27 protein-coding genes are annotated in these 24466 nt (G+C 68.9%); 18 read left to right on the forward strand and 9 right to left on the reverse strand.

Annotation, left to right across the window (positions count from 1 at the left end):
• Window positions 1-31 precede the first annotated feature (31 nt).
• Window positions 32-910 (reverse strand): HAMP domain-containing sensor histidine kinase, encoded by an 879-nt coding sequence (locus tag V6D00_04560; protein ID HEY9898433.1) that lies wholly within the window; start codon window positions 908-910, stop codon window positions 32-34.
• Between the two features lie 153 nt (window positions 911-1063).
• Here V6D00_04560 and V6D00_04565 point away from each other — a divergent pair, with 153 nt between their 5' ends.
• The 3 genes from V6D00_04565 to V6D00_04575 all read left to right on the forward strand — a co-directional run bounded on the left by V6D00_04565 (window position 1064) and on the right by V6D00_04575 (window position 3602).
• Complete coding sequence (locus tag V6D00_04565; GenBank protein HEY9898434.1) at window positions 1064-1981, forward strand: diacylglycerol kinase family protein; 918 nt, start codon at window positions 1064-1066, stop codon at window positions 1979-1981.
• Window positions 1982-2036: 55 nt separating this feature from the next.
• On the forward strand, window positions 2037-2702 hold the full coding sequence (locus tag V6D00_04570; GenBank protein ID HEY9898435.1) for a DUF1054 domain-containing protein: 666 nt from the start codon (window positions 2037-2039) through the stop codon (window positions 2700-2702).
• A gap of 87 nt (window positions 2703-2789) precedes the next feature.
• Complete coding sequence (locus tag V6D00_04575) at window positions 2790-3602, forward strand: helix-turn-helix transcriptional regulator (protein HEY9898436.1); 813 nt, start codon at window positions 2790-2792, stop codon at window positions 3600-3602.
• Window positions 3603-3660: 58 nt separating this feature from the next.
• Here V6D00_04575 and V6D00_04580 read toward each other — a convergent pair whose 3' ends face one another.
• On the reverse strand, window positions 3661-5598 hold the full coding sequence (locus V6D00_04580; GenBank protein HEY9898437.1) for a tetratricopeptide repeat protein: 1938 nt from the start codon (window positions 5596-5598) through the stop codon (window positions 3661-3663).
• Between the two features lie 113 nt (window positions 5599-5711).
• Here V6D00_04580 and V6D00_04585 point away from each other — a divergent pair, with 113 nt between their 5' ends.
• Together V6D00_04585 and V6D00_04590 are read left to right on the forward strand one after the other, a co-directional pair.
• Window positions 5712-6110, forward strand: a complete 399-nt coding sequence (locus tag V6D00_04585) for a CoA-binding protein (protein ID HEY9898438.1) — start codon at window positions 5712-5714, stop codon at window positions 6108-6110.
• Between the two features lie 14 nt (window positions 6111-6124).
• Window positions 6125-6298 carry a hypothetical protein gene (locus tag V6D00_04590; GenBank protein ID HEY9898439.1) on the forward strand — a complete coding sequence of 58 codons (174 nt, stop codon included), beginning with the start codon at window positions 6125-6127 and terminating at the stop codon, window positions 6296-6298.
• A gap of 63 nt (window positions 6299-6361) precedes the next feature.
• On the opposite strand, the gene V6D00_04595 is transcribed toward V6D00_04590, so the two are convergent.
• Entirely contained in the window at window positions 6362-7543 is a 1182-nt protein-coding gene (locus V6D00_04595; GenBank protein ID HEY9898440.1) for an acetyl-CoA C-acetyltransferase, read from the reverse strand.
• Window positions 7544-7646: 103 nt separating this feature from the next.
• On the opposite strand from V6D00_04595, the gene V6D00_04600 reads away from it, so the two are divergent.
• Window positions 7647-8063 carry a hypothetical protein gene (locus V6D00_04600; GenBank protein HEY9898441.1) on the forward strand — a complete coding sequence of 139 codons (417 nt, stop codon included), beginning with the start codon at window positions 7647-7649 and terminating at the stop codon, window positions 8061-8063.
• Here V6D00_04600 and V6D00_04605 read toward each other — a convergent pair.
• The 3 genes from V6D00_04605 to V6D00_04615 are packed head-to-tail and all read right to left on the reverse strand — an operon-like array spanning window position 8060 to window position 10113.
• Window positions 8060-8719, reverse strand: coding sequence for a CoA transferase subunit B (locus V6D00_04605; protein HEY9898442.1), 660 nt, complete (start codon window positions 8717-8719; stop codon window positions 8060-8062). The genes V6D00_04600 and V6D00_04605 overlap by 4 nt on opposite strands.
• 14 nt (window positions 8720-8733) lie before the next feature.
• Window positions 8734-9447: a CoA transferase subunit A gene (locus V6D00_04610; protein ID HEY9898443.1), complete on the reverse strand. Its 714-nt coding sequence runs from the start codon at window positions 9445-9447 to the stop codon at window positions 8734-8736.
• Window positions 9448-9507: 60 nt separating this feature from the next.
• Complete coding sequence (locus tag V6D00_04615) at window positions 9508-10113, reverse strand: peptidylprolyl isomerase (GenBank protein ID HEY9898444.1); 606 nt, start codon at window positions 10111-10113, stop codon at window positions 9508-9510.
• 134 nt (window positions 10114-10247) lie between these two features.
• On the opposite strand from V6D00_04615, the gene obgE reads away from it, so the two are divergent.
• Window positions 10248-11519 (forward strand): GTPase ObgE, encoded by a 1272-nt coding sequence (gene obgE, locus V6D00_04620; protein HEY9898445.1) that lies wholly within the window; start codon window positions 10248-10250, stop codon window positions 11517-11519.
• A 25-nt stretch (window positions 11520-11544) separates the two neighbouring features.
• On the forward strand, window positions 11545-12651 hold the full coding sequence (gene proB / locus V6D00_04625) for a glutamate 5-kinase (GenBank protein ID HEY9898446.1): 1107 nt from the start codon (window positions 11545-11547) through the stop codon (window positions 12649-12651).
• 11 nt (window positions 12652-12662) lie between these two features.
• On the opposite strand, the gene V6D00_04630 is transcribed toward proB, so the two are convergent.
• Together V6D00_04630 and V6D00_04635 are read right to left on the reverse strand one after the other, a co-directional pair.
• Window positions 12663-14165, reverse strand: a complete 1503-nt coding sequence (locus tag V6D00_04630; protein HEY9898447.1) for an NHL repeat-containing protein — start codon at window positions 14163-14165, stop codon at window positions 12663-12665.
• A gap of 152 nt (window positions 14166-14317) precedes the next feature.
• Window positions 14318-14836 (reverse strand): hypothetical protein, encoded by a 519-nt coding sequence (locus tag V6D00_04635; GenBank protein ID HEY9898448.1) that lies wholly within the window; start codon window positions 14834-14836, stop codon window positions 14318-14320.
• A 315-nt stretch (window positions 14837-15151) separates the two neighbouring features.
• Between V6D00_04635 and V6D00_04640 the strand changes: the two genes are divergently transcribed.
• From V6D00_04640 to rsfS, 5 genes are all read left to right on the forward strand, one after another.
• Window positions 15152-15700, forward strand: a complete 549-nt coding sequence (locus tag V6D00_04640; GenBank protein ID HEY9898449.1) for a hypothetical protein — start codon at window positions 15152-15154, stop codon at window positions 15698-15700.
• 67 nt (window positions 15701-15767) lie between these two features.
• Window positions 15768-17024 (forward strand): glutamate-5-semialdehyde dehydrogenase, encoded by a 1257-nt coding sequence (locus V6D00_04645; GenBank protein ID HEY9898450.1) that lies wholly within the window; start codon window positions 15768-15770, stop codon window positions 17022-17024.
• Window positions 17025-17026: 2 nt separating this feature from the next.
• Window positions 17027-17695 (forward strand): nicotinate (nicotinamide) nucleotide adenylyltransferase, encoded by a 669-nt coding sequence (gene nadD, locus V6D00_04650; GenBank protein HEY9898451.1) that lies wholly within the window; start codon window positions 17027-17029, stop codon window positions 17693-17695.
• Window positions 17692-18294 carry a bis(5'-nucleosyl)-tetraphosphatase (symmetrical) YqeK gene (yqeK, locus tag V6D00_04655; GenBank protein ID HEY9898452.1) on the forward strand — a complete coding sequence of 201 codons (603 nt, stop codon included), beginning with the start codon at window positions 17692-17694 and terminating at the stop codon, window positions 18292-18294. Before nadD ends, yqeK begins: the two co-directional genes overlap by 4 nt.
• Entirely contained in the window at window positions 18295-18669 is a 375-nt protein-coding gene (gene rsfS, locus V6D00_04660) for a ribosome silencing factor (GenBank protein ID HEY9898453.1), read from the forward strand. It abuts the gene before it with no gap.
• 4 nt (window positions 18670-18673) lie between these two features.
• On the opposite strand, the gene V6D00_04665 is transcribed toward rsfS, so the two are convergent.
• Window positions 18674-19111, reverse strand: coding sequence for a hypothetical protein (locus V6D00_04665; GenBank protein ID HEY9898454.1), 438 nt, complete (start codon window positions 19109-19111; stop codon window positions 18674-18676).
• Between the two features lie 136 nt (window positions 19112-19247).
• On the opposite strand from V6D00_04665, the gene V6D00_04670 reads away from it, so the two are divergent.
• The 5 genes from V6D00_04670 (at window position 19248) to V6D00_04690 (ending at window position 24326) form a co-directional block, all read left to right on the forward strand.
• Window positions 19248-19715, forward strand: a complete 468-nt coding sequence (locus V6D00_04670) for a hypothetical protein (GenBank protein HEY9898455.1) — start codon at window positions 19248-19250, stop codon at window positions 19713-19715.
• A 15-nt stretch (window positions 19716-19730) separates the two neighbouring features.
• On the forward strand, window positions 19731-20843 hold the full coding sequence (locus tag V6D00_04675) for a PilT/PilU family type 4a pilus ATPase (protein ID HEY9898456.1): 1113 nt from the start codon (window positions 19731-19733) through the stop codon (window positions 20841-20843).
• 1 nt (window position 20844) lies between these two features.
• The gene (locus V6D00_04680; protein ID HEY9898457.1) at window positions 20845-21294 is read left to right on the forward strand and encodes a GNAT family N-acetyltransferase; all 450 of its coding nucleotides are present in this window, start codon (window positions 20845-20847) and stop codon (window positions 21292-21294) included.
• Window positions 21295-21424: 130 nt separating this feature from the next.
• On the forward strand, window positions 21425-23287 hold the full coding sequence (locus tag V6D00_04685; protein HEY9898458.1) for a 2-oxoacid:acceptor oxidoreductase subunit alpha: 1863 nt from the start codon (window positions 21425-21427) through the stop codon (window positions 23285-23287).
• Between the two features lies 1 nt (window position 23288).
• Window positions 23289-24326: a 2-oxoacid:ferredoxin oxidoreductase subunit beta gene (locus V6D00_04690; GenBank protein HEY9898459.1), complete on the forward strand. Its 1038-nt coding sequence runs from the start codon at window positions 23289-23291 to the stop codon at window positions 24324-24326.
• The last annotated feature ends 140 nt before the right edge of the window (window positions 24327-24466 follow it).

A 24466-nucleotide genomic window follows, 5' to 3' on the forward strand; every position in this document is an offset into this window, starting at 1 on the left:
GTCAAACTTGCGCGCCGCGCGAGAATTTTTTTCAGGCCTCGCTCAAGAGGGGCTGCAGGGGCTGGGTCAAAGCGGCCCGCTCCAGGGGCAGGGTGAAGCCGGCGGCCGCGAGCGGCATTCGCGCGACGAAGACCGCCCCCTTGCCGGGAGCGCTCTCGACCGAAAGGGAGCCGTGGTGGGCGAGCATCAGTCCCCGCGCGATGGCCAGGCCCAGACCCAGGCCGGACTGGCGCGAGGTGGCCCCCGCGTTGGCCTGGAAGAAGGGCTCGAACAGGTGCGCCACGGCCTCCTGCGAGATCCCGGGGCCGTCGTCCACCACCCGGGTGGCGACCTCGACCCCCTCGCGCGCCACCTCGACCCGGACCTCGGCCCCTTCCGGGGTGTAGCGCGACGCGTTGGAGAGCAGGTTGAGCAGGACCTGCGAGAGGCGCTCGGGGTCCCCGTAGACCGGGGCGAGGTGGTGCGGCAGGACGAGCTCCAGGCGCTGGTGCTTGGCGCTGAAGGCCGGTCGCGCCTGGGCGAGGGCGCCCTTGACGAGCTCGCAGTAGTTCAGAGGCCTGCACGCAAGCTGGAAGCGCCCCTGGCTGACCCGGTGGTAGTCGAGCAGATCGTCCACCAGGCGCTGCATCTGGGCGGTGGCGACCTGGATGCGGTTCACGTAGACGCCCTGGTCCCGGGAGAGAGGCCCGCCCAGGCCGTCCTCGAGGAACTCGGCGAAGGCGAGCACCGAGCTGAGCGGCGTGCGGAGCTCGTGGCTTATCATGCCGAGGAAGTGCGCCACCCGCGCATCGTTGGCCGCCAGGCGCTCGACGAGCGCGGCCTCTCGCTCGCGCTCGCGGCGCCGGTGCGCCAGGCTCGTCACAAGCCAGGTCGCCCCCCCGATCAACGCGCCCGCTAGCCACCATGACATGCCAACCATGTTCGTCTCCGCTTCCGAGGATTGCGCCGAATAAAGTGAGTATAAACTATTCTTAGTAAAAAGTTAATACAACCTCGAGGCTGGGCCTCCGGCGGATCGTCCCGTAGAATGGTCAGACCCTCCCGGCATCGTGAAAGGAGCGCCATGACGGTCTTCGTGGTGAATCCCCGCGCGGCCCAGGGCGCAGCGGGAGCCCGCTGGGCCTCGATGGAGGCCCGCCTGCGCCGCCTCGGCCTCTCGGGGGAGGTCCGCTTCACCGACGGTCCGGGCCACGCCCGGACGCTGGCGGCCCAGGCCCTCGAGGAGGGCGCGCGCCGGATCGTCGCGGTGGGGGGCGACGGCACCGTCAACGAGGTGGTGAACGGCTTCTTCGTAGACGGCCGCCCCATCGCTCCCGAGGCGGCGCTCGGCATCCTGCCGGCCGGCACCGGGGGCGACCTGATCAGGACCCTCGGCATCCCGCGCGACCCCCTGAAAGCCGCCGAGCTGCTGCTGTCGGGAAGAGAGCGCCGGCTGGACGTGGGCCTGGCCGAGCTCGTCGACGACGCGGGCCAGCGCAAAGCGCGCCACTTCGTCAACATCGCCGAGGCCGGGCTCGGCGGGGCCGTGGTCGATCGCATCAACCGAGGCTCCAAGGCCCTGGGCGGCTTCCTGACCTTCCTCGGGGGCACCCTTCACGCCTTCGCCACCTACCGGCCCACGACCATGCGCATCACCTTCGACGACGCTCGCGAGGTCCTCGAGGGGCGCTGCTGGAACGTGGTGGTCGGCAACGGGCGGTACTTCGGCGGGGGCATGCGCGTCCTGCCCGGCGCGCACCCGGACGACGGCCTCCTCGACGTCATGGTGGTGGGGGATCTGCCGCGCGCGGCCCTCTTCGCCAACGTCGTCGCCATCTACCGAGGCACGCACCTCGACCAGCCGGGAGTGACCTGGTGCCGGGCGCGAAAGGTCCGGGTGGAGTGCGCCGAGGCGCAACCGATCGACCTGGACGGCGAGTCGGCGAGGAGCACCGACGCACATTTCAGCATCTTGCCCGGAGTCTTGAGGCTATGCGTTTAGGGATTTCTCAGTTTTTTCTGCTAAGTTTATGATCGTCGACCAGGAAGAGGTGCTCATGAAAGCCCCGATCGCCCCGCTCCCGCCGCGTCTTGCCGGCTTCTCGGCCGAGGACTTCGACGTCTTCTCCATCCCCGACTTCACTGCGCGGATGGAGGCGCTCAAGGCCAGGGTCCGCCCCAAGCTCGAGGCCCTCGGGGCCGCCCTCGCCCCCGAGCTCGGCGCCATGCTGGGCGAGCCGGTCTACCCCCACGTGGCCAAGCACGCCCGCCGGACGGTCAACCCGCCCGACGACACCTGGGTGGCCTGGTCCACCCAGCCGCGCGGCTACAAGGCGCACCCGCACTTCCAGCTCGGCCTCTGGGGCACCCACGTCTTCGCCCAGTTCGCCCTCATCTACGAGAGTCCCCTCAAGGCTCCCTTCGCCGAGCTCGCGCTGGCGGACCTCGCCTGGGTGCGCGAGGCCGTGCCCGGCGCGATGCGCTGGTCCCACGACCACATGCGCCCCTTCGGCGATCGCCACGGCGCCATGGACGACGCGGCGCTCGCGGCCTACTTCGAGCGGGTGGCGCGGGTTTCAAAGGCCGAGGCCCTGTGCGGGATCGACCTGATGCGCGACGAGGTCCAGGCCATGGACGGCGCCGCGCTCGCCGAGGCCGCCATGGAAACCTTCCGGTCCACGCTCGGGCTGTATCGCCTGGCAAAATCTCGGGGTTCGGCCTAGCAGGAAGCTTAAACCCCCGCCGTTACTGCCATCCGTTCCTTGGCATCGTGCGGCATCCTGCGTAATATGGTTAGGATGGAGGTATTCATGGCAGCCGATCGACACACTACGTCCCCCTCGGTGGAGACGATCCTCCGGCGCCTCGACGAGATGGGCCTGCGTAAAGTAGAGTTCGCCCGCCGTCTGGGGGTCAGTCCGGAGTATATCTATCGTATCCTCAACGGGAAGGTGGCGTTCCCGGGCATCCGCGAGACGCTCGAGAAAATGGCCGAGATCCTCGACATCGACCCGACCCGCTTTCCCGAATACGTCCGCTTCCAGGAAGGGCTGTCGCCCTCGGCCCAGAGGGTCTGGGACCGCATGCGCGAGCTGCGCCTGACCCGCGAGGACCTCTACCGCAAGATCGAGGGCCGCATCAGCCGGCCCTACTTCTACGGCATCCTGCGCGGCGACCACCCCTTCCCCACCAACCGCGCCTTCATCCAGCTCTTCTCGACGGCGCTCGGGATGCAGCCCTCGGACTTCCCCGAGTACTCGGTGGCGCGCGAGCACCGCTGGCGCACCGAGGAGATGCGCGACCTGGAGCTGCGCTTCCTCAACCTGCTCTTCGACAAGATGCTCTCGGACCGGGGCTACAGCGACAACCCCATCCAGTTCAACCTCATCAACCCGTCGATGATGGGCCTCTTCCCACAGGACGAGGGCTACTCCCCCGAGCTCAAGACCATCTTCAAGCGCATGGGGCACTGGGGGCTCGGCATCCCCGAGCTCGCCAAGCTCTCGGCGGTGCCCGAAAGCAAGCTCCGCCTGCTCTTCTTCGGCCAGATCACCCCGTCGTCGGTATCCACCGAGATGGAGCGGATCTTCTCGGCGCTGCAGCTCGAGACCGTCACGGCCTGATCCCAACGAAACGAGCCCCCGGCCGCAATGCGGCCGGGGGCTCGTTTCGTTGGGTCTGCTAGCGCCGATCCCCCTGGATCCGCGCGAGGCGCTGGGCGGTGCGCTGGGCCTCGTGGGCGCCGTGGCGATCGCCCATCTCCTCGAGCAGCACCCCCAGGTGCTCGTAGCCCTCGACGAAGCCGGGGTCCAGCTCCAGGGCCTGCCGGTAGGCCTCGGCGGCCTCGTCGAGGCGCCCCAGCTCGTGAAGGGTCGCGGCCAGGTCGTGCCGGGCGATCGCATCGTCCGGGAAGTGGGAGAGGAACGCCTGGTACTCGTCCACGGCCTCCTTGAGGCGGCCCATCTCGGCCAGGAGGTGCGCGACGCTGAAGCGCAGCTCGTGCTCGTCGGGGGTGGCCTCCAGGGCCGCCGTGAGCTGCTTGAGGGCGGCCTTTCGATCGCCCTTGGCCGCCAGGAGGTTGGCGAGGTTGTGGTGGGCGTTGGTGTTGGCGGGGTCGGCGTTGATGGCCAGGCGGTACTCCTTCTCGGCGCCGCGGCGATCGCCCCGGCGCTCGAGGAGCGAGCCCAGGTTGTTGTGGGCGAAGCTGTGCTCGGGGTCCATGCGCAGCACCTCGGCGTACAGCTTGAGGGCCGCCTCCTGGTCGCCGGTCTGCTCCAGGGACCAGGCGAGCTCGAAGCGCGCGTCCACGTCGTCGGCGTCCAGCTCCAGCAGCTGCTTCAGCTCGCGGATGGCCACCTCCCACTCGCCCTGCTGCTCGTAGGCCCAGGCCAGGTGCAGGCGCGCCTCGGTGTCGGCCGGATCGGCCTTGAGGGCGGCGCGCAAGGGGCCGATGGCCTCGGCGAACTCGCCCAGCTCGATGAGGGCGGATCCCAGGTTGTAGAGGGCGTTGAGGTTGCGCGGGTTGGTCGAGAGGGCCTTCTGGTACTCGGCGATCGCCTCGTCGAGACGGCCCTGCTGGAAGCGGATCCAGCCCAGGTGGTTGTGCGCCCACGAGTCGCCGGGCACGCGCCTCAAGAGGCCCCGGATGGCCTCCTCGGCCTCGTCGAGGCGACCCAGCTGCTCCAGGGCCCAGGCCAGGTGGCTGCGCGCGTCGACGTCCTGGGGGTCGAGCGAAAGGGCGCGCTCGAAGAGAGGCACCGCGCCCTCGAGGTCCTCGCGGCTCGCCACGATCATCCCGCGCATGCGGTAGCTGGGCGCGTGGTCCGGGGCGATGGCGAGCGCCTCCTGCACCCGGGCCTCGGCCCGGGCGTCGTCGCCCTTCAGGTGCTCGCGGTGAGCCTCGAGCACGATCTGATCCGCCTGCTCCCTGAGCTTCTCGCGCTCCTCGACCTGCTGGGCGATGCGGGTCTGGAGCTGGGCGCTGGCAGTCTTGTTGAGGCACGAGAGGGCCATGGCCAGGTCGTGGTGGGGCAAGGACCAGTCGGGCCTCGCCTCGATGGCCTTGCGGAAGGCCTCGCACGCCTGCTCGAAGCTGCCCTTCTCGAACAGGATGGCGCCGATTCCCTGGTGCGCGACGGCGTTCTCGGGGTCGAGGAAGAGGGCCTGCTTGAAGGTGCTGGCGGCCCCGTCGAGGTTGCCCGCGAAGAAGAGCATGGTGCCGAGCTCCACGTGGTTCTGCACGTTCTCGGGGTCGAGCGAGAGGCCCTTGCGCTGGGCGGTGATGGCCTCACTCAGCTGGCCCTGCGTCTCCAGGGCCCAGGCGAGCCCGAAGTAGGCGTCGGCGTAGTCGGGGTCGCTCTCGATCGCCTCGCGGTACTCCTTGATGGCCCCCGGCACGTTGTCCTTCTCGGCGAGGACCTCGCCCAGCAGGTAGTGCGACTCGGCGTGGCGCGGGTCGCGCTTGAGCGCGAGGCGCAGGGCGAAGACCGCGTCGCTGAGCTGGCCCCGCTCGAGGTAGTCGCCGCCGAGGCGGGCGAGCTCTTCGGGAGTCGCGTCCGCCGAGGGGGTGCCGAGGGGGCCCTGACCGGGAATGAAGGGGGTACGGTGCTTGGGTGCCATGCGCCCATGATACCAGAGTTGAGGCGTTCGAGGCGCGCTGGCGCCTGCTCGCTGCCTCTGGTAGAATCGCCCTCGCCCCCGCTTGGAAACGGGGAGGCGCGAAGGAGACGGACATGTCGGATGCGGTCGAGAACATGGTGAACGAGCGGCAATGGGCGGTGGTCGGCGCTTCCAATGCCCACCACAAGTTCGGACGGCGCATCTTCGACCGCCTCAAGGCCAACGGCTACGAGGTCTACGCGGTGAACCCCAACGAGCCGAACGGCCTCGACGACGGCTCGCCCACCTACCCCAGCGTCAAGGCCCTGCCCATCGTCCCTGCGGTGGTGGACGTGGTGGTCCCGCCCAGCCAGGCCCGGCAGGTGATCGACGACTGCCTGGAGAAGGGGGTTTCGCAGATCTGGTTCCAGCCGGGGGCCGAGGACACCGAGGCCATCCGATACGCCGAGAGCCGGGGGATGACGGTCCTCTGGGGCGGCCCATGCGCCATGGTCGAAGCCAGGCGCTGGTAGACGAGGGAAAGACGATGCAACGCACCGAACAAGAACTTGAGCTCCTCGGCCAGCGGCTTCTGGCCACCGGCAGCAAGCTCTGCCCCGACTGCAGCCAGCCGACCCTACAGGTCCTCTTCGACGCCAACTACCTCAAGATCCGCTGCAGCGCCTGCACCTTCAAGATCGAGGACTACTTCGGGGGCTGATGCCCGCGAAAGACGAAGACCGCGGCCCCCGATGGGTGGCCGCGGTCTTCGCGCGAGGCGAAACTAGCGCTCGACGATGAGGCCCGTGCCCATGCCGCCGCCGATGCAGAGGCTGGCGAGGCCGTACTTGCCCTCGCGCCGCTTCAGCTCGTGCAGCAGGGTGACGACGATGCGGGCGCCCGAGGCGCCGATCGGGTGGCCGAGGGCGATCGCCCCGCCGTTGACGTTGGTCTTGTCCATGTCGGAGGAGAGCTCCTTGGCCACCCCGAGGCTCTGGGCCGCGAAGGCCTCGTTGAGCTCGATGAAGTCCATGTCGGCCATGGTCAGGCCCGACTTCGAGAGCATCTTCTTGACCGTGGGCACCGGGCCCATGCCCATGACCGAGGGGTCGACCCCGCCCGAGGCGTAGGCGACGACCGTGGCGAGCGGCTTGATGCCGAGCTCCTTGGCCTTCTCTTCGCTCATCAGGACCACCGCCGCCGCGCCGTCGTTGATGCCCGAGGCGTTGCCCGCGGTCACCGTGCCGCCGTCCTTCTTGAAGGCGGGGCGCAGCTTGGCGAGGGCCTCGAGGGTGGTGCCGTGCTTGGGGTACTCATCCTGGGAGACGACCTTGGGGTCGCCCTTGCGCTGGGGAATCGAGACCGGGGCGATCTCGTCGGCGAAGCGATCGGCCTTCATGGCCGCCTCGGCCTTCTGCTGCGAGGCGAGCGCGAACTGGTCCTGCTCCTCGCGCGAGAGGCTGTACTGCTCGGCGATGTTCTCGGCGGTGACGCCCATGTGGTAGTCGTTGACCGCGCACTGGAGGCCGTCGGCGATCATGGTGTCGAGGAGCTGGGTGGTGCCCATGCGAGCGCCCCAGCGGGCGCCGGGCATGACGTAGGGGGCCTGGCTCATGTTCTCCATGCCGCCCGCGACCACCACGTCGGCGTCGCCCAGGAGGATGGCCTGGACGCCCAGGCTGATCGACTTGAGGCCCGAGCCGCACAGCTTGTTGATGGTGGTGGCGGGCACCTCGACCGGCAAGCCGGCCTTGAGCGCCGCCTGGCGCGCGGGGCCCTGGCCGAGACCGGCCTGGAGGACGTTACCCATGATGACCTCGTCGACCGCCTCGGCAGAGACGCCCGCGGCCTTGAGAGCCTCCTTGATCACGTGGGCGCCCAGGTCCACGGCGCTGACTTCCTTGAACGCCCCGCCGAACGACCCGATCGGGGTCCGGACGGCGCTGGCGATGACGACTTTACGCATGGGATTCCTTTCGTAACAAGACAGAACGCGATCGCCCGTTGACGGGCCGGATCGCCCTTCATAGGATAGCCCCAAACCCATCGGCAAGATAGGGAGGGACCAGATGGATCTCGAGCGCTCGAAAGCCCCCAACCTCCTGACGATCCTGGTGGCCCTCGCCCTGATCGCCGCCCCGATCGTCATGGGGGCATGGGACCAGCCCGGCGTCTTCTGGAGCGACGTGATCGCGGGCCTGGTCGTGGCCGGCCTGGCCGCCGGGCGGCTGGTGGCGGGGCCACGCCTGCTCTCGTGGCTCAGCGGCCTCCTGGGGCTCTACCTGATCGTCTTGCCCCTGATAACGGACCTGGGCGCTCGTAGCGTGCTCGGGGTGCTCAACACCCTGTGCGGGCTTGCGATCGCGGGCTTCTCCGCCTGGTCGCTGTTCCAGCCCTTCGAGGAGGCCCCCACCGGCGAGCCGATCTTCAAGAGCGCGGCGGACCCGCTTGGAGCCAAGCGAGACCGCCGCGATCGAGAAAACTAGGCGAGCACGAGCTCCTTGAGCCGGGGCGAGACCAGAAGGGGCGCGCCCGTCTTGGCCTTGATCTCGTCCACCGAGACGCCGGGGGCGGTCTCGATGAGGACCAGGCCCTCGGGGGTCACGTCCATCACCGCCAGGTCGGTCACGACCATGTGGACCACGCCCTTGCCGGTCAAGGGCAGGTCGCAGGCCTCGAGGATCTTGTGCTCGCCGTTCTTGCTGACGTGCTCCATGGCGACGACCACGCGCTTGGCGCCGGCCACCAGGTCCATGGCCCCGCCCATGCCCTTGACCATCTTGCCGGGGATCATCCAGTTGGCCAGATCCCCCTTGGCCGAGACCTGCATGGCCCCGAGGATGGTGAGGTCCACGTGGCCGCCGCGGATCATCGCGAAGGAGTCGGCGCTGGAGAAGTAGGCCGAGCCCGGAAGCTCGGTGATGGTCTGCTTGCCCGCGTTGATGAGGTCCGGGTCCTCCTCGCCCTCGAAGGGGAAGGGCCCGATGCCCAAGAGGCCGTTCTCGCTCTGGAGCACGACGTCCATGCCCTCGGGGATGTAGTTGGCCACGAGGGTCGGGATGCCGATGCCGAGGTTGACGTAGTAGCCGTCGCGCAGCTCCTGGGCGATGCGCTGGGCGATCTGGAAGCGATCGAGTGCCATTTCCGAGTCCTCCTCTAGACCGCCGCCGCGGCGCGCGGGCGGGTCGTGCGCTGCTCGATGCGCTTCTCGTAGTGGGCGCCCAGGATGATGCGCTGGACGTAGATGCTGGGGGTGTGGATCTGGTCAGGGTCGAAGGTGCCGACCTCGACCAGCTCCTCGACCTCGGCGATGGTCACGGCGCCTGCGGTCGCCATCATGGGGTTGAAGTTGCGGGCGGTCTTGCGGTAGACCAGGTTGCCCATGGTGTCCGCGCGCCACGCCTTGACGATGGAGAGGTCCGCCTTGAGGGGAGCCTCGAGGACGTACTCGTGGCCGTCGATGACGCGGGTCTCCTTGCCCTCGGCGACCTTGGTGCCGACGCCGGTGCGGGTGAAGAAGCCGCCGATGCCGGCCCCGCCCGCGCGGATGCGCTCGGCGAGGGTGCCCTGGGGCACCAGCTCGACCTCGAGCTCGCCGCTGAGGAACTGGCGCTCGAAGGTCTTGTTCTCGCCGACGTAGCTCGAGATCATCTTCCTGATCTGGCGGGTCTGGAGCAGCAAGCCGAGGCCGAAATCGTCGACCCCGGCGTTGTTCGAGATGAAGGTCAGGTCCTTGACCCTGGAATCCCGGATCGCGAGGATCAGGTTCTCGGGAATGCCGCAGAGGCCGAAGCCCCCGGCCATGATCGTCATGCCGTCGCGCAGGAGACCCGTGAGGGCTTCCGGCGCGTTGGCGTGCACCTTGTTCATAGTAGGGCGTCTCCTTGGATGGGCGCGTCTCGTTGAACGAGAAAGGCGAAAAGGGCGACTTTAAATCAAGGTTATACCATGGATGGCGTCCCGCGGCCCGAGGCGGCGGGCCACGTCCAGCCCCTCGATCACCTGCCCGATGACGGTGCCGGGAAAGCCCGCCCCGTCCTCCTTGACGATGCCGTAGCGGTGACGGACGAAAGCGGGGGTCGCGTCCTGGCTGAAGGCGCGATCCATCACCAGGGCGCCGGCCAACTGGGGCAGGCGGTTGTGGTCGAAGGTGGTGGGCATCAGGGCGTAGGAGTGGGTGCCCGAGCCGTTGTCCACGTCGGTGTCGGGAGCGCCGAGCTGCACGTAGCTCGAAGCGATCCGCCAGAAGCCCTCGGAGGTGAAGGTGCCGAAGTCCACCTCCTTGAGGAAGTGGCGGGTGTAGCTCGGCGCCTCGGCCGGGAACAGCACCACCGTGATGGCCCCCTGGGTGGTCGAGATGCGCAGGCGCGCGCCGAGGGCCAGCGGATGCCCCGCCGCCTTCTCGAGGGCGCTCGGCAACGCGACGCTCGGGTCCGGCGTCGCCGGCAAGGGATCGGGGACCGGCCCCCGCTTGACGTAGAGCGGGGAGGCCGCGACCACCCCCGCCAGGACCAGCATCAGCCAGGGAACGGCCATTGGAGCCTCCTTGAAGGGGAAGACGAGAGACGCCGCCTTCTCGATCCTAGAGGGCCGAAGCGGGGATGGCATCGTGCGTTTGCGCCCATGACCTTCGTTGACGCCCCGGCGAGGCGCGGCGTACACTGGCGAACATGTTTATCGATCGTGCAACCATCAAGGTCAAAAGCGGCGCCGGAGGTAACGGCGCCGTCGCGTTCCGCCGCGAGAAGTACGTCCCCCACGGCGGCCCGTCGGGCGGCGACGGGGGGAACGGCGGCTCGGTCATCCTGAGCGCCACCGAGGACCTCCAGACCCTCCTCGACTTCCGCTACAAGAAGGACTTCACCGCCGAGCCCGGGGGCAAGGGCGAGAACAAGAACATGACGGGCAAGAATGCGCCCGACCTCGTGATCAAGGTCCCCTGCGGCACCGTCATCTACGACGCCGACACCGGCGCGCTGCTCGCGGACCTGAGCCATGCGGGCGACTCCTACGTCGCGGCCCAGGGCGGCAAGGGCGGCCGCGGCAACCAGCACTTCGCCACCCCCACCAACCGTGCTCCCCAGTACGCCGAGCCGGGCGGATCGGACGCCGCCCGGACCCTGCGCCTGGAGCTCAAGCTCCTGGCCGACGTGGGCCTGGTGGGGCTGCCCAACGCGGGCAAGTCCACCCTGATCTCGGTGATCTCGGCGGCCAAGCCCAAGATCGCGGACTACCCGTTCACCACCCTGCAGCCCCAGCTGGGCGTCGTGCAGTTCCCGGACGGCGACCAGGTGGTGGTGGCCGACATCCCGGGCCTGATCGAGGGCGCCCACACCGGGGCGGGGCTCGGCCACGAGTTCCTGCGCCACGTGGAGCGCACCCGGATCCTCCTGCACGTGCTTGACGCCTCGGGCGGCCCCGAGGGCCGCGACCCGCTCAAGGACTGGGAGACGATCAACGCCGAGCTCCAGAAGTACTCGCCCGAGCTGGCCGAGCGCCCCATGGTCGCGGTGCTCAACAAGCTGGATCTGCCCGAGGCCCAGGAGAACCTTCCCCGGCTGACCTCGGCCCTCGAGGCCCAGGGCTGCCCGATCTTCCAGATCTCGGCGGCGACCCGCGAGGGCCTCACGCCCCTGCTCAACTTCGTCCGGCACCGGGTCCGCGAGCTGCCGCCGCCGCCCAGCTTCCTGCCCACCCCGCAGGAGGCCCCCAAGCCCATCAGCAAGACCTTCACCATCAGCAAGCAGAACGGGGTCTACGTGGTGCAGGGCGAGCAGATCGAGCGACTGCTCGAGCTGACCAACATGGAGAGCCCCGAGTCCCTGCTCAAGCTGCAGCGCGCCTGGACCCGCCTCGGCCTGACCGACGCCCTGGTCGCCCACGGCATCCAGGACGGCGACACGGTGCGGATCGGCAGCCTCGAGTTCGACTTCGTCGTCTAGGCCTCGAGCGCCTGGGGCCGGAACCATGGAGCGGATCCTCGTCGTGAAGGTCGGGACCAGCACGGTCGCGACGGCAACCGGTCTCAACGGCAAGGCGCTCATGCGCCTTGCCGGCGCCGTCTCGGACCTGGCCGATCGCGGCTGGCGCACCGTCATCGTCACCTCGGGGGCGGTGGGGGCGGGCCGGGCCCGGCTCGGGATGGCCGAGCGGCCCCGCACCATCGCGGCCAAGCAGGCCGCGGCCTCGGTGGGCCAGGGCCTCCTGATGCACGCCTACGAGACCTTCCTCGCGCCCCTGGGCCTCGCGAGCGCGCAGCTGCTCCTGACCCGGGCGGATCTCTCCGACCGGCAGCGCTACCTGAACGCCTCCAACACGCTTCGGGCCCTTCTGGACCACGACGTGCGGGTGGTGCCCGTCATCAACGAGAACGACTCGGTGGCCATCGACGAGCTGAAGTTCGGGGACAACGACACCCTCTCGGCACTGGTCGCCCAGCTGGTGGACGCGGACTGGCTCGCGATCCTCTCGGACGTGGACGGCCTCTACGACAAGAACCCCGGCAAGCATCCCGACGCCACCCTCATCCCCGAGGTCCCCGAGCTGACCCCCGAGATCGAGGCGCTCGCGGGGGGCGCGGGCTCGGACGTCGGCACCGGGGGCATGGTGACCAAGCTCGCCGCCGCGCGGATCGCGACCGCGTCGGGCATCCCCATGGCCCTCATGTCGGGGCAGGCCCCCGCCCGGCTCGTCGATCTCTGCGAGGGGCGCGCGGTGCGCGGCACGATCTTCCGGGCCCGCGAGGACCGGCTGGAGGCGCGCAAGCGCTGGCTCGCCTTCGGGATGGCCGTCAAGGGCGTGCTGAGCCTGGACGAAGGGGCCGTGCGCGCCCTGGTCCAGGGGAACAAGAGCCTCTTGCCCACGGGCGTCACCGGGGTGGAGGGCGACTTCTTGCCGGGCGAGACGGTCTCGCTGCGCGATGGGGCCGGCCGGGAGCTGGGGCGCGGGATCGCGAACTACGGCGCCACCGAGCTGCACCGCATCCAGGGCCGCAAGAGCTCGGAGGTCGAGAAAATTCTCGGCTTCAAGGTCGCCGACGAGGTGATCCACCGCGACAACCTCGTCGTCCTCTGAGTTTCCCGCCCTCACTGCAACCGGATGATCTTGTCGATGACGCCGCTGTAGCCGGAGTCGGTCACGTAGAGCTGCCCGCTCGGCGCCAGGGCGATTGACTGAGCCAGCTTGAAGCCGATCGCGGTGGTCAGGACGGTGCCGCCCGGGAGGATCTTGACCACCTTGTCGTTGCCCCGCGCCACCACGTACACGTTGCCGAAGGGGTCCACCGTGAGGCCGGCCGCGCCTGTGAGGCCCGACGCGATCAGCGTGGGCAGGCCGTTCACCAGCTTGTAGACCTTGCCGGCGCCGGTGGCGGTGTAGTAGAGCGCTCCAGCCGCGTCCAGGACCACCCCCTCGCCGCTGTTGGTGGTGCTGGCCACCACCGTCGTCGAGGACGTGGCGCCGGGGGGGAACTTGAAGATCTTGCTGTTCCCGGAGCTTGCGACGTAGACGTTGCCCGCGGCGTCCACCGCCACGCCCTTGGGGTTGGAGAGGCCCGTCAACGTTCGTTCGAGCGTCCCGCTCGCCGAGAAGACCAGGACGCTGTCACCACCGAGGGTCGTGACGTACAGGTTGTTGGCGGCATCCACCGCGAGCCCACGCGGATTGGCGATGGCGAGGTCCGAGTAGGTGGCTTGCAGGGCTCCGCTCGCGTCGTACTTCTTGACCTGGTTGAGGGCCGACTCGGCGACGTAGATGAAGCCGTCCTGGCCCACCGCCACGCCCATCGGCTCCTTGAGGTTGGAGACGAGGTCGGTTTTCACGGCCGGCACGTCGATCGACCCCGGGGCCAGGGCGTCGTCGTTGGTGACGACCAGGGAGGTCGAGGCGGTCGAAACCTGGTTGCCGCCGGCGTCAAAGGAGGTGGCGAGCAGTTGGTAGGTGGTGTTCGGCCGGAGGTTGGACACGGTCACGGTCCGGGAAGCGCTCGCCTGGGTGACGCCGGGGTGGCTGGCCTTCTCGCCCCCGTGCGTCAGGTCGATGAGGTCCAGCGCGGCGTTGGAGGGGCCCAGCAGATTGACCGTCACGCTGGCCTGGCCCGCGAACAGGGTGTCGGCCAGCTTGACGGGAAGGCTCGCGGCAAGGGTCGACTGGTCGTTGTTTCCCACCGCGACGGTGGCGGCGCAGAGGGCATCATCGGTCGAGATCAGCGCGCCGCCGGCATCGAAGGCTCGTGCGAGCACCCGATAGGTGGTGTTGGGGCGGAGGTTGCCGAGCACCGTGGAGCCGCCGAAGTCGATCGGGGCCACCAGGGTCTTTCTCAGCACGTCGGGGTCCGACAGGGTCGTGGGCTGGCCCGTCACGGCCGAGATCGGCGCGAAGGCGCCCGACCCGGTCTCAACCTCCAGGACGAGATCCAGCCGCTTGATGTCGGTTGCTTTCTTGGGGGCGAGGACGGCCTGGATGCGCGAGCCCTCGAACAACCGCGGCGTGACGATCAGGGTCGTGCCCGGCGGCGTCAGGGGCTGAACGTGGGTGCAAGCGGTCGCCAGCGTGAGGAGTGACAAAGCGGTCGGCAAGGTCAAGCGCATCCTGAGTCTCCTTCTGCGTCGATGACTACGTTGGCGAGTGGGTGAATTTCAGGCAGGTAGCGGCTCGCAATCCCGACTGCTTGTCCAGCCGGATCGTGCGCCGCTACCTGCCGCAACGTCAGGAGCAGGTGTCGAGATGGAGGGCAGCCTGGCTAGTTGATGGCCTCGCTGCCCGAGTAGACCAGATCGCCGTTGGTGACGGCGAGACCGGCGGCATTGCTCGTGCCGCTGAAGGTCACGTTCTTGAGCTGGACGGGAACGGCGGGGAGGGCGATCTCGTTATCGACCTCCACCCAGAAGTCCAGCAGCGAGTCGGCGTCCACGCTGATCGGGTCGGAGGTGCCGGCCGTGGCGTAGGCGAAGGCCCGGATCCGGTAAGCGCTGTCGTGAGCAAGGTTGCCGAAGCTGACGGTCTGGCTACCGATGGGGCCCGCGATGTCCTTGGAGGCCTTCTCGTTCTCGGTGGCGCCGTCCATCTTGTAGAGCTTGAGGGTCAGGTGGTCGATGCTCGCGGCGGTCAACGGATTGACGACGGCCTGGGTGGTGCGCTCACCCGCGATGACGCGGGGGCTGATCGTCACGCTGGCATTCCCGACAGGGGAGCCGGCTGGGGCCGCATGGCAGGCGGTCAAGAGCGCGACGAGGGCGAGCGAACCGATGATTTTCTTCATGACGTCTCCTTTTTCGATGAAGGGATGTTGTTGGGAAGTTGGGGAGCAGGCCTCACCCTAACGCGGTCGACCCTTGCTTGCCCGGTACTTGTTGACCCGTTTTTATTGGTCAAATTCGCCGAACGCAAACCGGCCCAGGAACCACGCGGTCCTCGCCGTTGAAGGACGGGAGGCCCGACATCCTTTAGACGATCGGCCGTGGTGCGAGCGCCCTCCGATTAGATAAGGTGCGAGCAAGGATTCGTTCGGAGCGAGCGCGATGCGCTCGAACGCACTCGAACGCAAAGGAGTGGGGCGATGCCTAGGAAATGCATGATGTCGATGGCGCTCGCCTCGGCCCTGCTGCTGAGCGCCTGCGGATCGGCCCAGCCCTCGGTGGAGGGCAACGCCAAGGACGAGCCAGGCTTCACCGTGCGGCTCGACCTCGCCGTCACCCCGGGCAGCTACCGCTCCCAGGCCACCGCGCCTCCGAACACCTCGGCGAGCATCCACCACCTGGTGGTCAAGCTCTTCCGGGTGCAGGGCAACAAAGAGGTTCCCATCGAGGAGAAGGGGCAGCCCATCACCGCGGACGTCTCCGGCGCCGCGCTGCAATCGCCCGTCTTCCTCACCCTGAAGAAGGAGACGGACTTCCGCGCCAGGGCGTACGCCTACCGCTCCGCCGGCCTTTCTCCCAGCGACCTGATCAGCGACCAGGCGGCCTTCGTGGACGTGCCGAAGGCCAAGCGCGAAGCGAGCGTGCAGGCGACCCTCCCCGTCCCGCTCGTCGACGTCGCCTTCCAGGGCCAAGGCACGGCTGCGTTCGTCGTGCGCGCCGGCGGCTACGCCACCGCGGGCCCCGAGGTCATCGAGGTCAGCCCCTAGCGCCTCCTTGCCAAGGGAGGGACGACCGCCTAAGATCCAGGCGGGATCCCTGGCTCGAGGAGGCTCCATGACCGTCATGACTCCATCCGTCCGTACCCTCGCCGAGGCCGCCAAGGCGGCCGCCCCAACCCTGGCGCGGGCCTCCTCCGGCGCGCGCGATCGCCTCCTCCACGCCATCGCCGATGGGCTGGTCGCGGCCGAGGCCGGGATCCTCGAGGCCAACGCGCGCGACCTCGAGCGGGGCGCGGCCGAGGGGCTGAGCGCCCCTTTGCTGGATCGCCTCTCGCTCGAGGGGGGCAGGGTCAAGACCATGGCCGACGGCCTGCGCGCGATCACGGCCCTTCCCGACCCCCTCGGCGAGGTGGTGGGAGGCTGGACGCGCCCCAACGGCCTCAAGATCGAGCAGGTCCGCGTGCCCCTGGGGCTGGTGGGCTTCATCTACGAGTCGCGCCCCAACGTCACGATCGAGGCCGCGGGCCTCTGCCTCAAGTCGGGCAACGCCCTCATCCTGCGCGGGGGCAGCGCCGCGCTCGACTCCAACCGGGTCCTGGTGCGGGCCGTCAAGGAGGCGCTCGAGAGCGAGGGCCTCAGTCCCGACCTGGTCCAGGGGGTCGAGCACGCCGAGCGCAGCGCGGTGGACGAGCTGTTGGGCCTCACGGGCCTGCTCGACGTGGTGATCCCGCGCGGCGGGGCGGGCCTCATCCGGCGCGTCGTCGAGAAGGCCCGGGTGCCCGTCATCGAGACCGGCACCGGCAACTGCCACGTCTACGTGGACGCCACGGCCGACGCGGCCATGGCCGAGGCCATCGTCCTGAACGCCAAGTGCCAGCGCACCGGGGTCTGCAACGCCGCCGAGAGCCTCCTGGTGCACGCCTCGCGCTCGGTGGACTGGCTGCCTGGCATGCTCGAGAAGTTGCACGCCGCGGGCGTCGAGATCCGGGGCGACGAGCGGACCGTCGCGGCCTTCCCGCCCGCCAAGGCCGCCACCGACGAGGACTGGGCCACCGAGTTCCTGGACCTCATCCTCTCGGTCAGGGTGGTGGGGTCGCTGGACGAGGCGATCGCCCACATCAACCGGTACGGCACCGGCCACTCGGAGGCGATCGTGACGAACGACTACGCCAACAGCGAGCGCTTTCTTGCCGAGGTGGACGCGGCGGCCGTCTACGTCAACGCCTCCACCCGCTTCACCGACGGGGGCGAGTTCGGCTTCGGCGCCGAGGTCGGCATCTCGACCCAGAAGCTTCACGCCCGCGGCCCCATGGGCCTGCGCGAGCTGACCACCACCAAGTACCTGGTGCGGGGCGCGGGGCAGACGCGCTAACCATGACGCGACGCATCGGCATCTTCGGCGGGTCCTTCGACCCCTTCCACCTGGGACACCGGCAGGTGGCCCAGGTGGCCCTCGACGAAGGGGGGCTCGACCACCTGCACGTCGTCCCTGCAAGGGTCTCGCCCCACAAGCAGCACGTGCCTCCTGCTCCCGGCGAGGAGCGCTACCTGATGGCGGTGCTCGGCACCCTCGACGAGCCCCGGATCACCGTCGAGCGCTGGGAGCTCTCGCGGCACGGGCCCTCCTACGCCTACGACACCGTCGTGCACGTCCGCGAGCGCGAAGGCCCCGAGGCGGAGCTCTACTGGCTCATCGGCGCGGACAACGTGGGCGCGCTGATGCGCTGGCACCGCGCCGAGGAGCTCATCGCCGCCTGCCGCTTCTGGGTGGTGCCGCGCGCGGGCCTTGCGGGCGACGCGCTGGAGGCCGCCATCGCCGGGGCCCTCCCGGCCGAGCTTCGCGAACGGGTGCGGCCGCTGCCCATGCCCCCCGTCGACGTCTCGAGCACCGAGCTGCGCGAGGAGCTTCAGGCCGGAGCCAGCGTGGCGGATCGCCTCCCGAGGTTGACCGCGCTTTACATGGAGCGCTACAATCTCTATCCGGCAAAAACGGCCGACCATCCGTGCCAACTCCCGCAAGCGGAGCGCCCTTCAAAACGATGATAACGCTGAATTCGACCATCCAGGCCTACCTCGCCGAAACCCTTTCGGCGAAGCGGGTCGCTCATATCCTGCGCGTGGCCGAGACCGCAAGAGAGCTGGCTGCGAGGCACGGGGTGGACGCGGATCGCGCCTACATCGCCGCCATGCTCCACGACGTGGCCCGCGAGACGCCGGGGCACCGGCTGCTCGACGAGTGCCGCAAGCGGGGCGTGGACATCATGCCCATCGACGAGGTCAATCCCATGCCCAGGCTCCACGGCCGCCTGGGGGCGCTCTTGGCCCGCGAGCGCTTCGGGATCGACGACCCCGAGATCCTCGAGGCGATCGCGAGCCACACCCTGGGCCGGGTCGGCATGAGCCCGCTCGAGATGGTCGTCTTCCTCTCCGACTACACCGAACCCGGCCGCGAGGCCCACAACGGGCTCGAGGAGGTGCGCGAGGCCGCTCACGACGACCTCTCGCTAGCCACGCGCCTCGCCATGGATTACACTATTCGACACTTGGTGAACAAACGCCGCTCGCTCCACCCCCAGATGGTGGAGGCGCGCAACTGGATCCTCACCCGCTCCGGCGAGGCTCCGCAACCGGGAGGTTCTTAGTTGATCGACAGCCGCAAACTGGCTGATCTGGCGGCGGAAGCCGCAGATGACAAGAAGGCGAACGCCATCGCCATGATCGATGTGGAGCACGTCTCCAGCATCACCGACTACTTCGTGATCTGCTCGGCCAACACCGGCGTCCAGATCAAGGCCATCGCCGACAACATCGAGAAGAAGCTCGAAGAGGCGGGCCACCTGCCCCTCCACGTCGAGGGCATGCAGGCCGCTCGCTGGATCCTGCTGGACTACGGGGTCCTGGTCGTGCACCTCATGCTCGAGCAGGAGCGCGAGTTCTACGCGCTCGAGAAGCTCTGGAGCCATGGCAAGCGCGTGGAGTGGACGCCCGCTCCGCGCGAGATGCAGCAGAGCGTCTAGCCCTCTAATCCCTTCGCGCCATGATGGCCGTCCGGGGCTTGGCCTCGGACGGCTTTCGCGTCTCTTGCCGCTTGGCGCGATCGGAGATGAAGCCGAGCGCCCCCTTGAGCCCGGCGCTCAGCACCGCGACCTGGAGGACGGCGGGGCGCGCGACCGTCCTGTTGAAGGACAGCACGGTCTCCCCGATGGCAGCAGCGGCCGAGTTGGCCGAATCCACCGCCTTGTCCATCTTGGCGAGCTTGTGGTTGACGTCGGCGACGATCTGGTCGGCCTGGCCCATGCCGTGCTCGGCCTGGCGCAGGACCGCCTCGAGCTGGGGGATGACGGAGGTGCGGAGCTGAGCGATGGCCAGACCGAGCTGCCACAGCACGACCGCAAGCAAGCTACAAACCACGATCACCGCCACGATCAGCACCCCGTAAAGGACGTTCTGAGGGGTCAAGGGGGCCTCCTTTCTGGCGCTTTCGGGACTATTGTACCCGAGAGGCCAAGCTTTGCTCGTTTGCCATGTCGAGCGCCTCGTGACACACTGTGTCACACCCCGTCCCTTCGGGGGTCACCCGTCGCAAGGAGGTCCCATGGCGTTCGAGCACCTGCGCGCGTTCCTGCCCGAGATCCCGCTCTTGACGCAGGTCATCGAGCTGGAGCTCGCGGCCAGCCCCCACGTCGGCCAAAACTCCGACGAGATCCGCAAGGCCCACGACGAGGCCTCGCGCCGCGCCTTCGGCTTCCTCAAGGCCGAGCGCCTTCCCTACGCGGTGGTGAGCCACCCCGAGACGACCGGGACCTGCCCCGACTGCGGCGCAGGGGTGAAGGGGGCGTACTGGGAGCTCAACCACCCGGACGGCAAAGGCGCGAGCATCCCCGCCGTGGCCCTCCACCTGTTCGTCGCCCACGGCAAGACCGAGTGCCGGGAGCCCCTGACCAACCTTTCAGGCTCCGTGATCGGCGTCGACACCCTGCGCCTCGACCTCTCGGCGCTCAAGGAGGTGCTCTCGGGCATCGCCCTTCCCCCCGAGGTCCAAGCCGAACTCGCCCAGGCCTGACGAAAGGAGCATCCCTTGCCCGAAGCCCTCCTTGCGCCCACCGCCGGGCCGCTCGCCACCCTCCTTTCCCGCGCCCACGCCGCGGGGGCCGCCGACGTCCACCTCAAGGCCTTCGAGACGCCCAAGATGGTGCGCTTCGGCGAGGTCCTCCCCATCGACCCCGCCGCCGAGGCCCTCGGCCCGCAAGAAGTCGAGCGCCTGGTCTTCTCGGTGCTTCCGCCCCACTCGGCCGACGCGTTTGGCGCCGAGCTCGAGCTGGACGCGAGCTTCGCGCTCGAGGGGATCGCCCGCTTCCGTCTCAACGTCTACCGCGCCGGCGGCCACCTGGGGGCCGTCATCCGCATCATCCCCGACGAGATCCGCACCATCGAGCAGCTGGGCCTGCCGCCCTCGCTCAAGCGCCTGGTCTTCGAGCGCCAGGGCCTGGTGCTGGTGACCGGCCCCACCGGCTCCGGCAAGACCACCACCCTGGCGGCCCTGGTCGATTGCTTCAACCGCACCCGCGCGGGCCACATCGTGACCATCGAGGACCCGATCGAGGTTCTGCACCCGCCCAAGCGCTGCGTGCTCACCCAGCGCGAGGTCGGGCACGACACCCGGGGCTTCGCGCAGGCCGTCAGGGCCGCCCTGCGCCAGGCCCCCAACGTCATCCTGATCGGCGAGATGCGCGACCGGGAGACCATCGAGATGGCCCTCAAGGCCGCCGAGACGGGCCACCTGGTGCTCTCGACCCTTCACACCAACGACGCGGTGCAGTCGATCCGCCGGATCGTCAACTCCTTCCCCCCGCACGAGCAGGAGCCCATCCGGATCCAGCTCGGCAACGCCCTCAAGGGAACGATCGCCCAGCGCCTCGTCCCGCGCTGCGATCGGCCCGGCCGGGTGCCGGCGCTCGACGTGCTCGTCTGCACGGCCACCGTGCGCGACGCCATCCTCAAGAACCGGCTCGACGACCTCTACGACCTGATCCACAACGGCGCCTACGACGGGATGATGTCCATGAACCAGTCGCTGCTGCACCACTTCAGGAACGGGGTCGTCGACTTCGACACCGCCCTGAGCTACTCGGAGAACCCGGCCCAGCTGCTGGCGCTGGTGCGGGACTCCCTGCGCTCCATCCCGCGCTGAGATGGAGCTGCGAACCGGAGGCGACGCCGACCGCGCGTTCATGCGCGAGGTCCTCGCCATGGTCGCGCTGGCGAGCTACCCTTCCCTCGGCGAACTCGGCCGGCTCACCCTGCGCGATCGCCTCGACGCCCTGCATGCGAGCTACGACGTCCCGCTCAGGCGCTGGTGGATCGCCGAGCGGCAGAAGGAGGCCGTGGGGGGGCTGTGGGCGATCGCGGGCCATCACCCGATCCTCGAGACGCCCGAGGCCCTGATCGTCGCGGTGGGGGTCGTCGAGGCCGCGCGCGGCCAGGGGGTGGGGCGGGCGCTCTTGACCCACGCCCGCGAAGCGCTGAGGGCCGAGGGCTACGACGCCCTCAGGCTCTTCGTCCACCCCGAGAACGCGCCGGCTCGGGCGCTCTACGCCTCGCTCGGCTTCACTTCGAGCACCCTGGAGCTGAGCTGGCGCTGAAGCCCGGGCTTCGACGGAAATATCCGCTGTTTTCACGGGTCCAGGGCCGCGCGAAACAGGAGTATAATCAGAGAAGCGCCACGCGTGACGCGTGGCGCTTCTTTTCTTGTGTTAGAGAGAGAGTACTCAAATGGCAGTCACCATCAGCGCCGCGGGCGCCGGCGGGCGCTTAGGCGGCGACCCGGTCGTCAACGACTTCTCGATCCAGGTCGCGACCGTCAACGGCTCGGGCTCGCAATCCGCCAACCTCGTCCTGCTCCGCTCGATCTTCCGCATGGGGATCCCGGTCAGCGGCAAGAACCTCTTCCCGTCCAACATCGCGGGCTTGCCCACCTGGTTCACGATCCGCGTCAACAAGCACGGCTACATCGCCCGCAAGGCCCAGAACGAGCTGGTCGTCGCGATGAACCCCGAGACCATCGTCCAGGACGAGGCGGCGCTCATGCCGGGGGCCGTCTTCATCTACAACAGCGACCTCAAGTTCACTCCGTCGCGCGCCGACGTGGTCGCCGTCGGCGTGCCCTTCGGCTCGATCGTCGCGAGCACCTGCCAGGAGGCCAAGCTCCGCAAGCTCGTCACCAACATGGTGTACGTGGGCGTGCTGGCGCAGCTGATCGGCATCGAGCTCGACGAGATCGAGGCGGCGCTCTCCAAGCAGTTCAAGGGCAAGCAGAAGGCCGTCGCCCTCAACTTCGACGCCATCAAGGCCGGGGCCGAGTGGGCCAAGGGCAACCTTTCGCTCGAGGTCCCCTACCGCCTGGAGCGCATGGACCGGACCCAGGGCAAGATCATCATCGAGGGCAACCGCGCCGCGGCCCTCGGCTGCCTCTTCGCCGGCACCACCGTGGTCGCGTGGTACCCCATCACCCCCTCGACCTCCCTCTGCGAGAACCTGATCGGCTACCTCGAAGAGCACCGCCTCGATCCCGAGACCGGCAAGGCCACCTTCGGCGCCGTCCAGGCCGAGGACGAGCTGGCGGCCGCGGGCATGGTGTTCGGGGCCGGCTGGGCCGGCGCGCGCGCCATGACCGCCACCTCGGGCCCGGGCATCAGCCTGATGAACGAGATCGTCGGCCTGGCCTACTTCACCGAGCTCCCGGGCGTCATCTTCGACGTGCAGCGGGTGGGGCCCTCGACCGGCCTGCCCACCCGCACCCAGCAGGGCGATCTGCTGGCGCTCTACCACGCCTCGCACGGCGACACCAAGCACCCGGTGCTGATCCCAGCCACCCCGCAGGAGGCCTACGAGTTCGCCTACCAGGCCTTCGACCTGTCCGAGCGCTTCCAGACCCCGGTCTTCGTCATGCTCGATCTCGACCTGGGCATGAACAGCTGGATGGCCGATCCCTTCCCCTACCTGGACAGCCCCCTCGACCGGGGGCCGGTGGTCACGGCCGACGCGCTCTCGCGCCGGGTGGAGGCCGCCCCCGAGGGCGCCAAGCACGATGTGTTCGGGCGCTACCGCGACGTCCTGGGCGACGGCATCCCCGAGCGAACCCTGCCCGGCACCCCGCACCCCCTGGCCGCCTACTTCACCCGCGGCTCGGGCCACACCTCCGAGGCCAAGTACTCCGAGAAGCCGGAGGACTACACCTGGCTGGTCGATCGCCTCGCGCGCAAGCACGAGACCGCCCGCAAGCACGTCCCCTCCCCCGTCGAGGACTGGCGGGGCGCCGAGGTCTCGATCGTCTCCTACGGCACCAGCGAGCACGCCGCCCAGGAGGCGCGCGACCTGCTGGCCGAGCAAGGGATTTCGACCAACTACCTGCGGGTCCGGGCCCTGCCCTTCGCCCAGTCGGTCAAGGAGTTCGTGAAGAAGAGCCGGCGCGTCTACGTGATCGACCAGAACCGCGACGGCCAGATGCACGATCTCCTCAGGCTCGAGATCGACCCGGCCGACGCGCCCAAGATCCGCTCGATCCGCCACTACGACGGGATGTCGCTCGACGCCATGTCGATCGTCGCGCCCGTCCTGGAAATGGAGAAGCACTAAGATGGCGACGACCACTCCGGGCCCCCAGACCAACCGGCTGGGCCTCACCCTCAACGACTACAAGGGCGCGCCGTCCACCCTCTGCGCCGGCTGCGGCCACGACGCCATCACCGGCCAGATCGTGCGCGCCTTCTACGAGATGGGCGTCGAGCCCCACCGGGTCGCGAAGCTCTCGGGCATCGGCTGCTCCAGCAAGACGCCCGCCTACTTCCTCAACAAGGCCCACGGCTTCAACTCGGTCCACGGCCGCATGCCGGCGATCGCCACCGGCACCATGCTCGCCAACCGCCAGCTCATCGCCATCGGGGTCTCGGGCGACGGCGACACGGCCTCGATCGGCATGGGCCAGTTCGTCCACCTCATGCGCCGCAACGTGCCGATGATCTACCTGGTCGAGAACAACGGCGTCTACGGCCTCACCAAGGGCCAGTTCTCGGCGACCGCCGACATCGGCTCGACCCTCAAGACGGGGGTGGCCAACGACCTGCCCCCGGTCGACCTGTGCGCCCTGGCGGTCCAGCTCGGCGCCTCGTTCGTCGCCCGGTCCTTCTCGGGCGATCCCAAGCAGCTGGTGGCCCTGCTCGAGGCCGCCATGGCCCACCGGGGCACGGCCCTCCTGGACGTGATCAGCCCCTGCGTCACCTTCAACAACCACGAAGGCTCGACCAAGAGCTACACCGCGGCCAAGGAGCTGGACATGCCCCTGCACACCCTGGGCTTCATCCCGGCCTTCTCGCCGATCGAGGCCGAGATCGTACCGGGCGAGACCCGCGTGGTCGACATGCACGACGGCTCGAAGGTCACCCTCAAGAACCTTTCGCGCGACTACGACCCGACCAGCCGCGCGGGGGCCATGGCGACCCTGATGGAGTCCAGCGGCAAGGGCGAGTTCCTCACGGGGCTCATCTACGTCAACGAGCAGCAGCCGGACTTCATCTCGGCCCTCAACCTGGTGGACGAGCCGCTCGCCACCCTCCCGGAGGCCAAGGTGCGCCCCGGCAAGGACGTGCTCGACAAGGTGATGGAGAGCCTCAGGTAAGGCGATTTCCCACCCGTGAAAGAGGGAGGCTGGTTTCAGCCTCCCTCTTTCACGACGATGATGGATCGCTTCCAGGTCCGGGGTATAACCTCCAGGATGTCGCCCCCCTCACCTGTGAGGTCGTCCATGTCGTCCCCAGG

Origin of the sequence: Pantanalinema sp. (genome assembly GCA_036704125.1) — a bacterium.
Classification (GTDB): Bacteria; Cyanobacteriota; Sericytochromatia; order S15B-MN24; family UBA4093; genus JAGIBK01.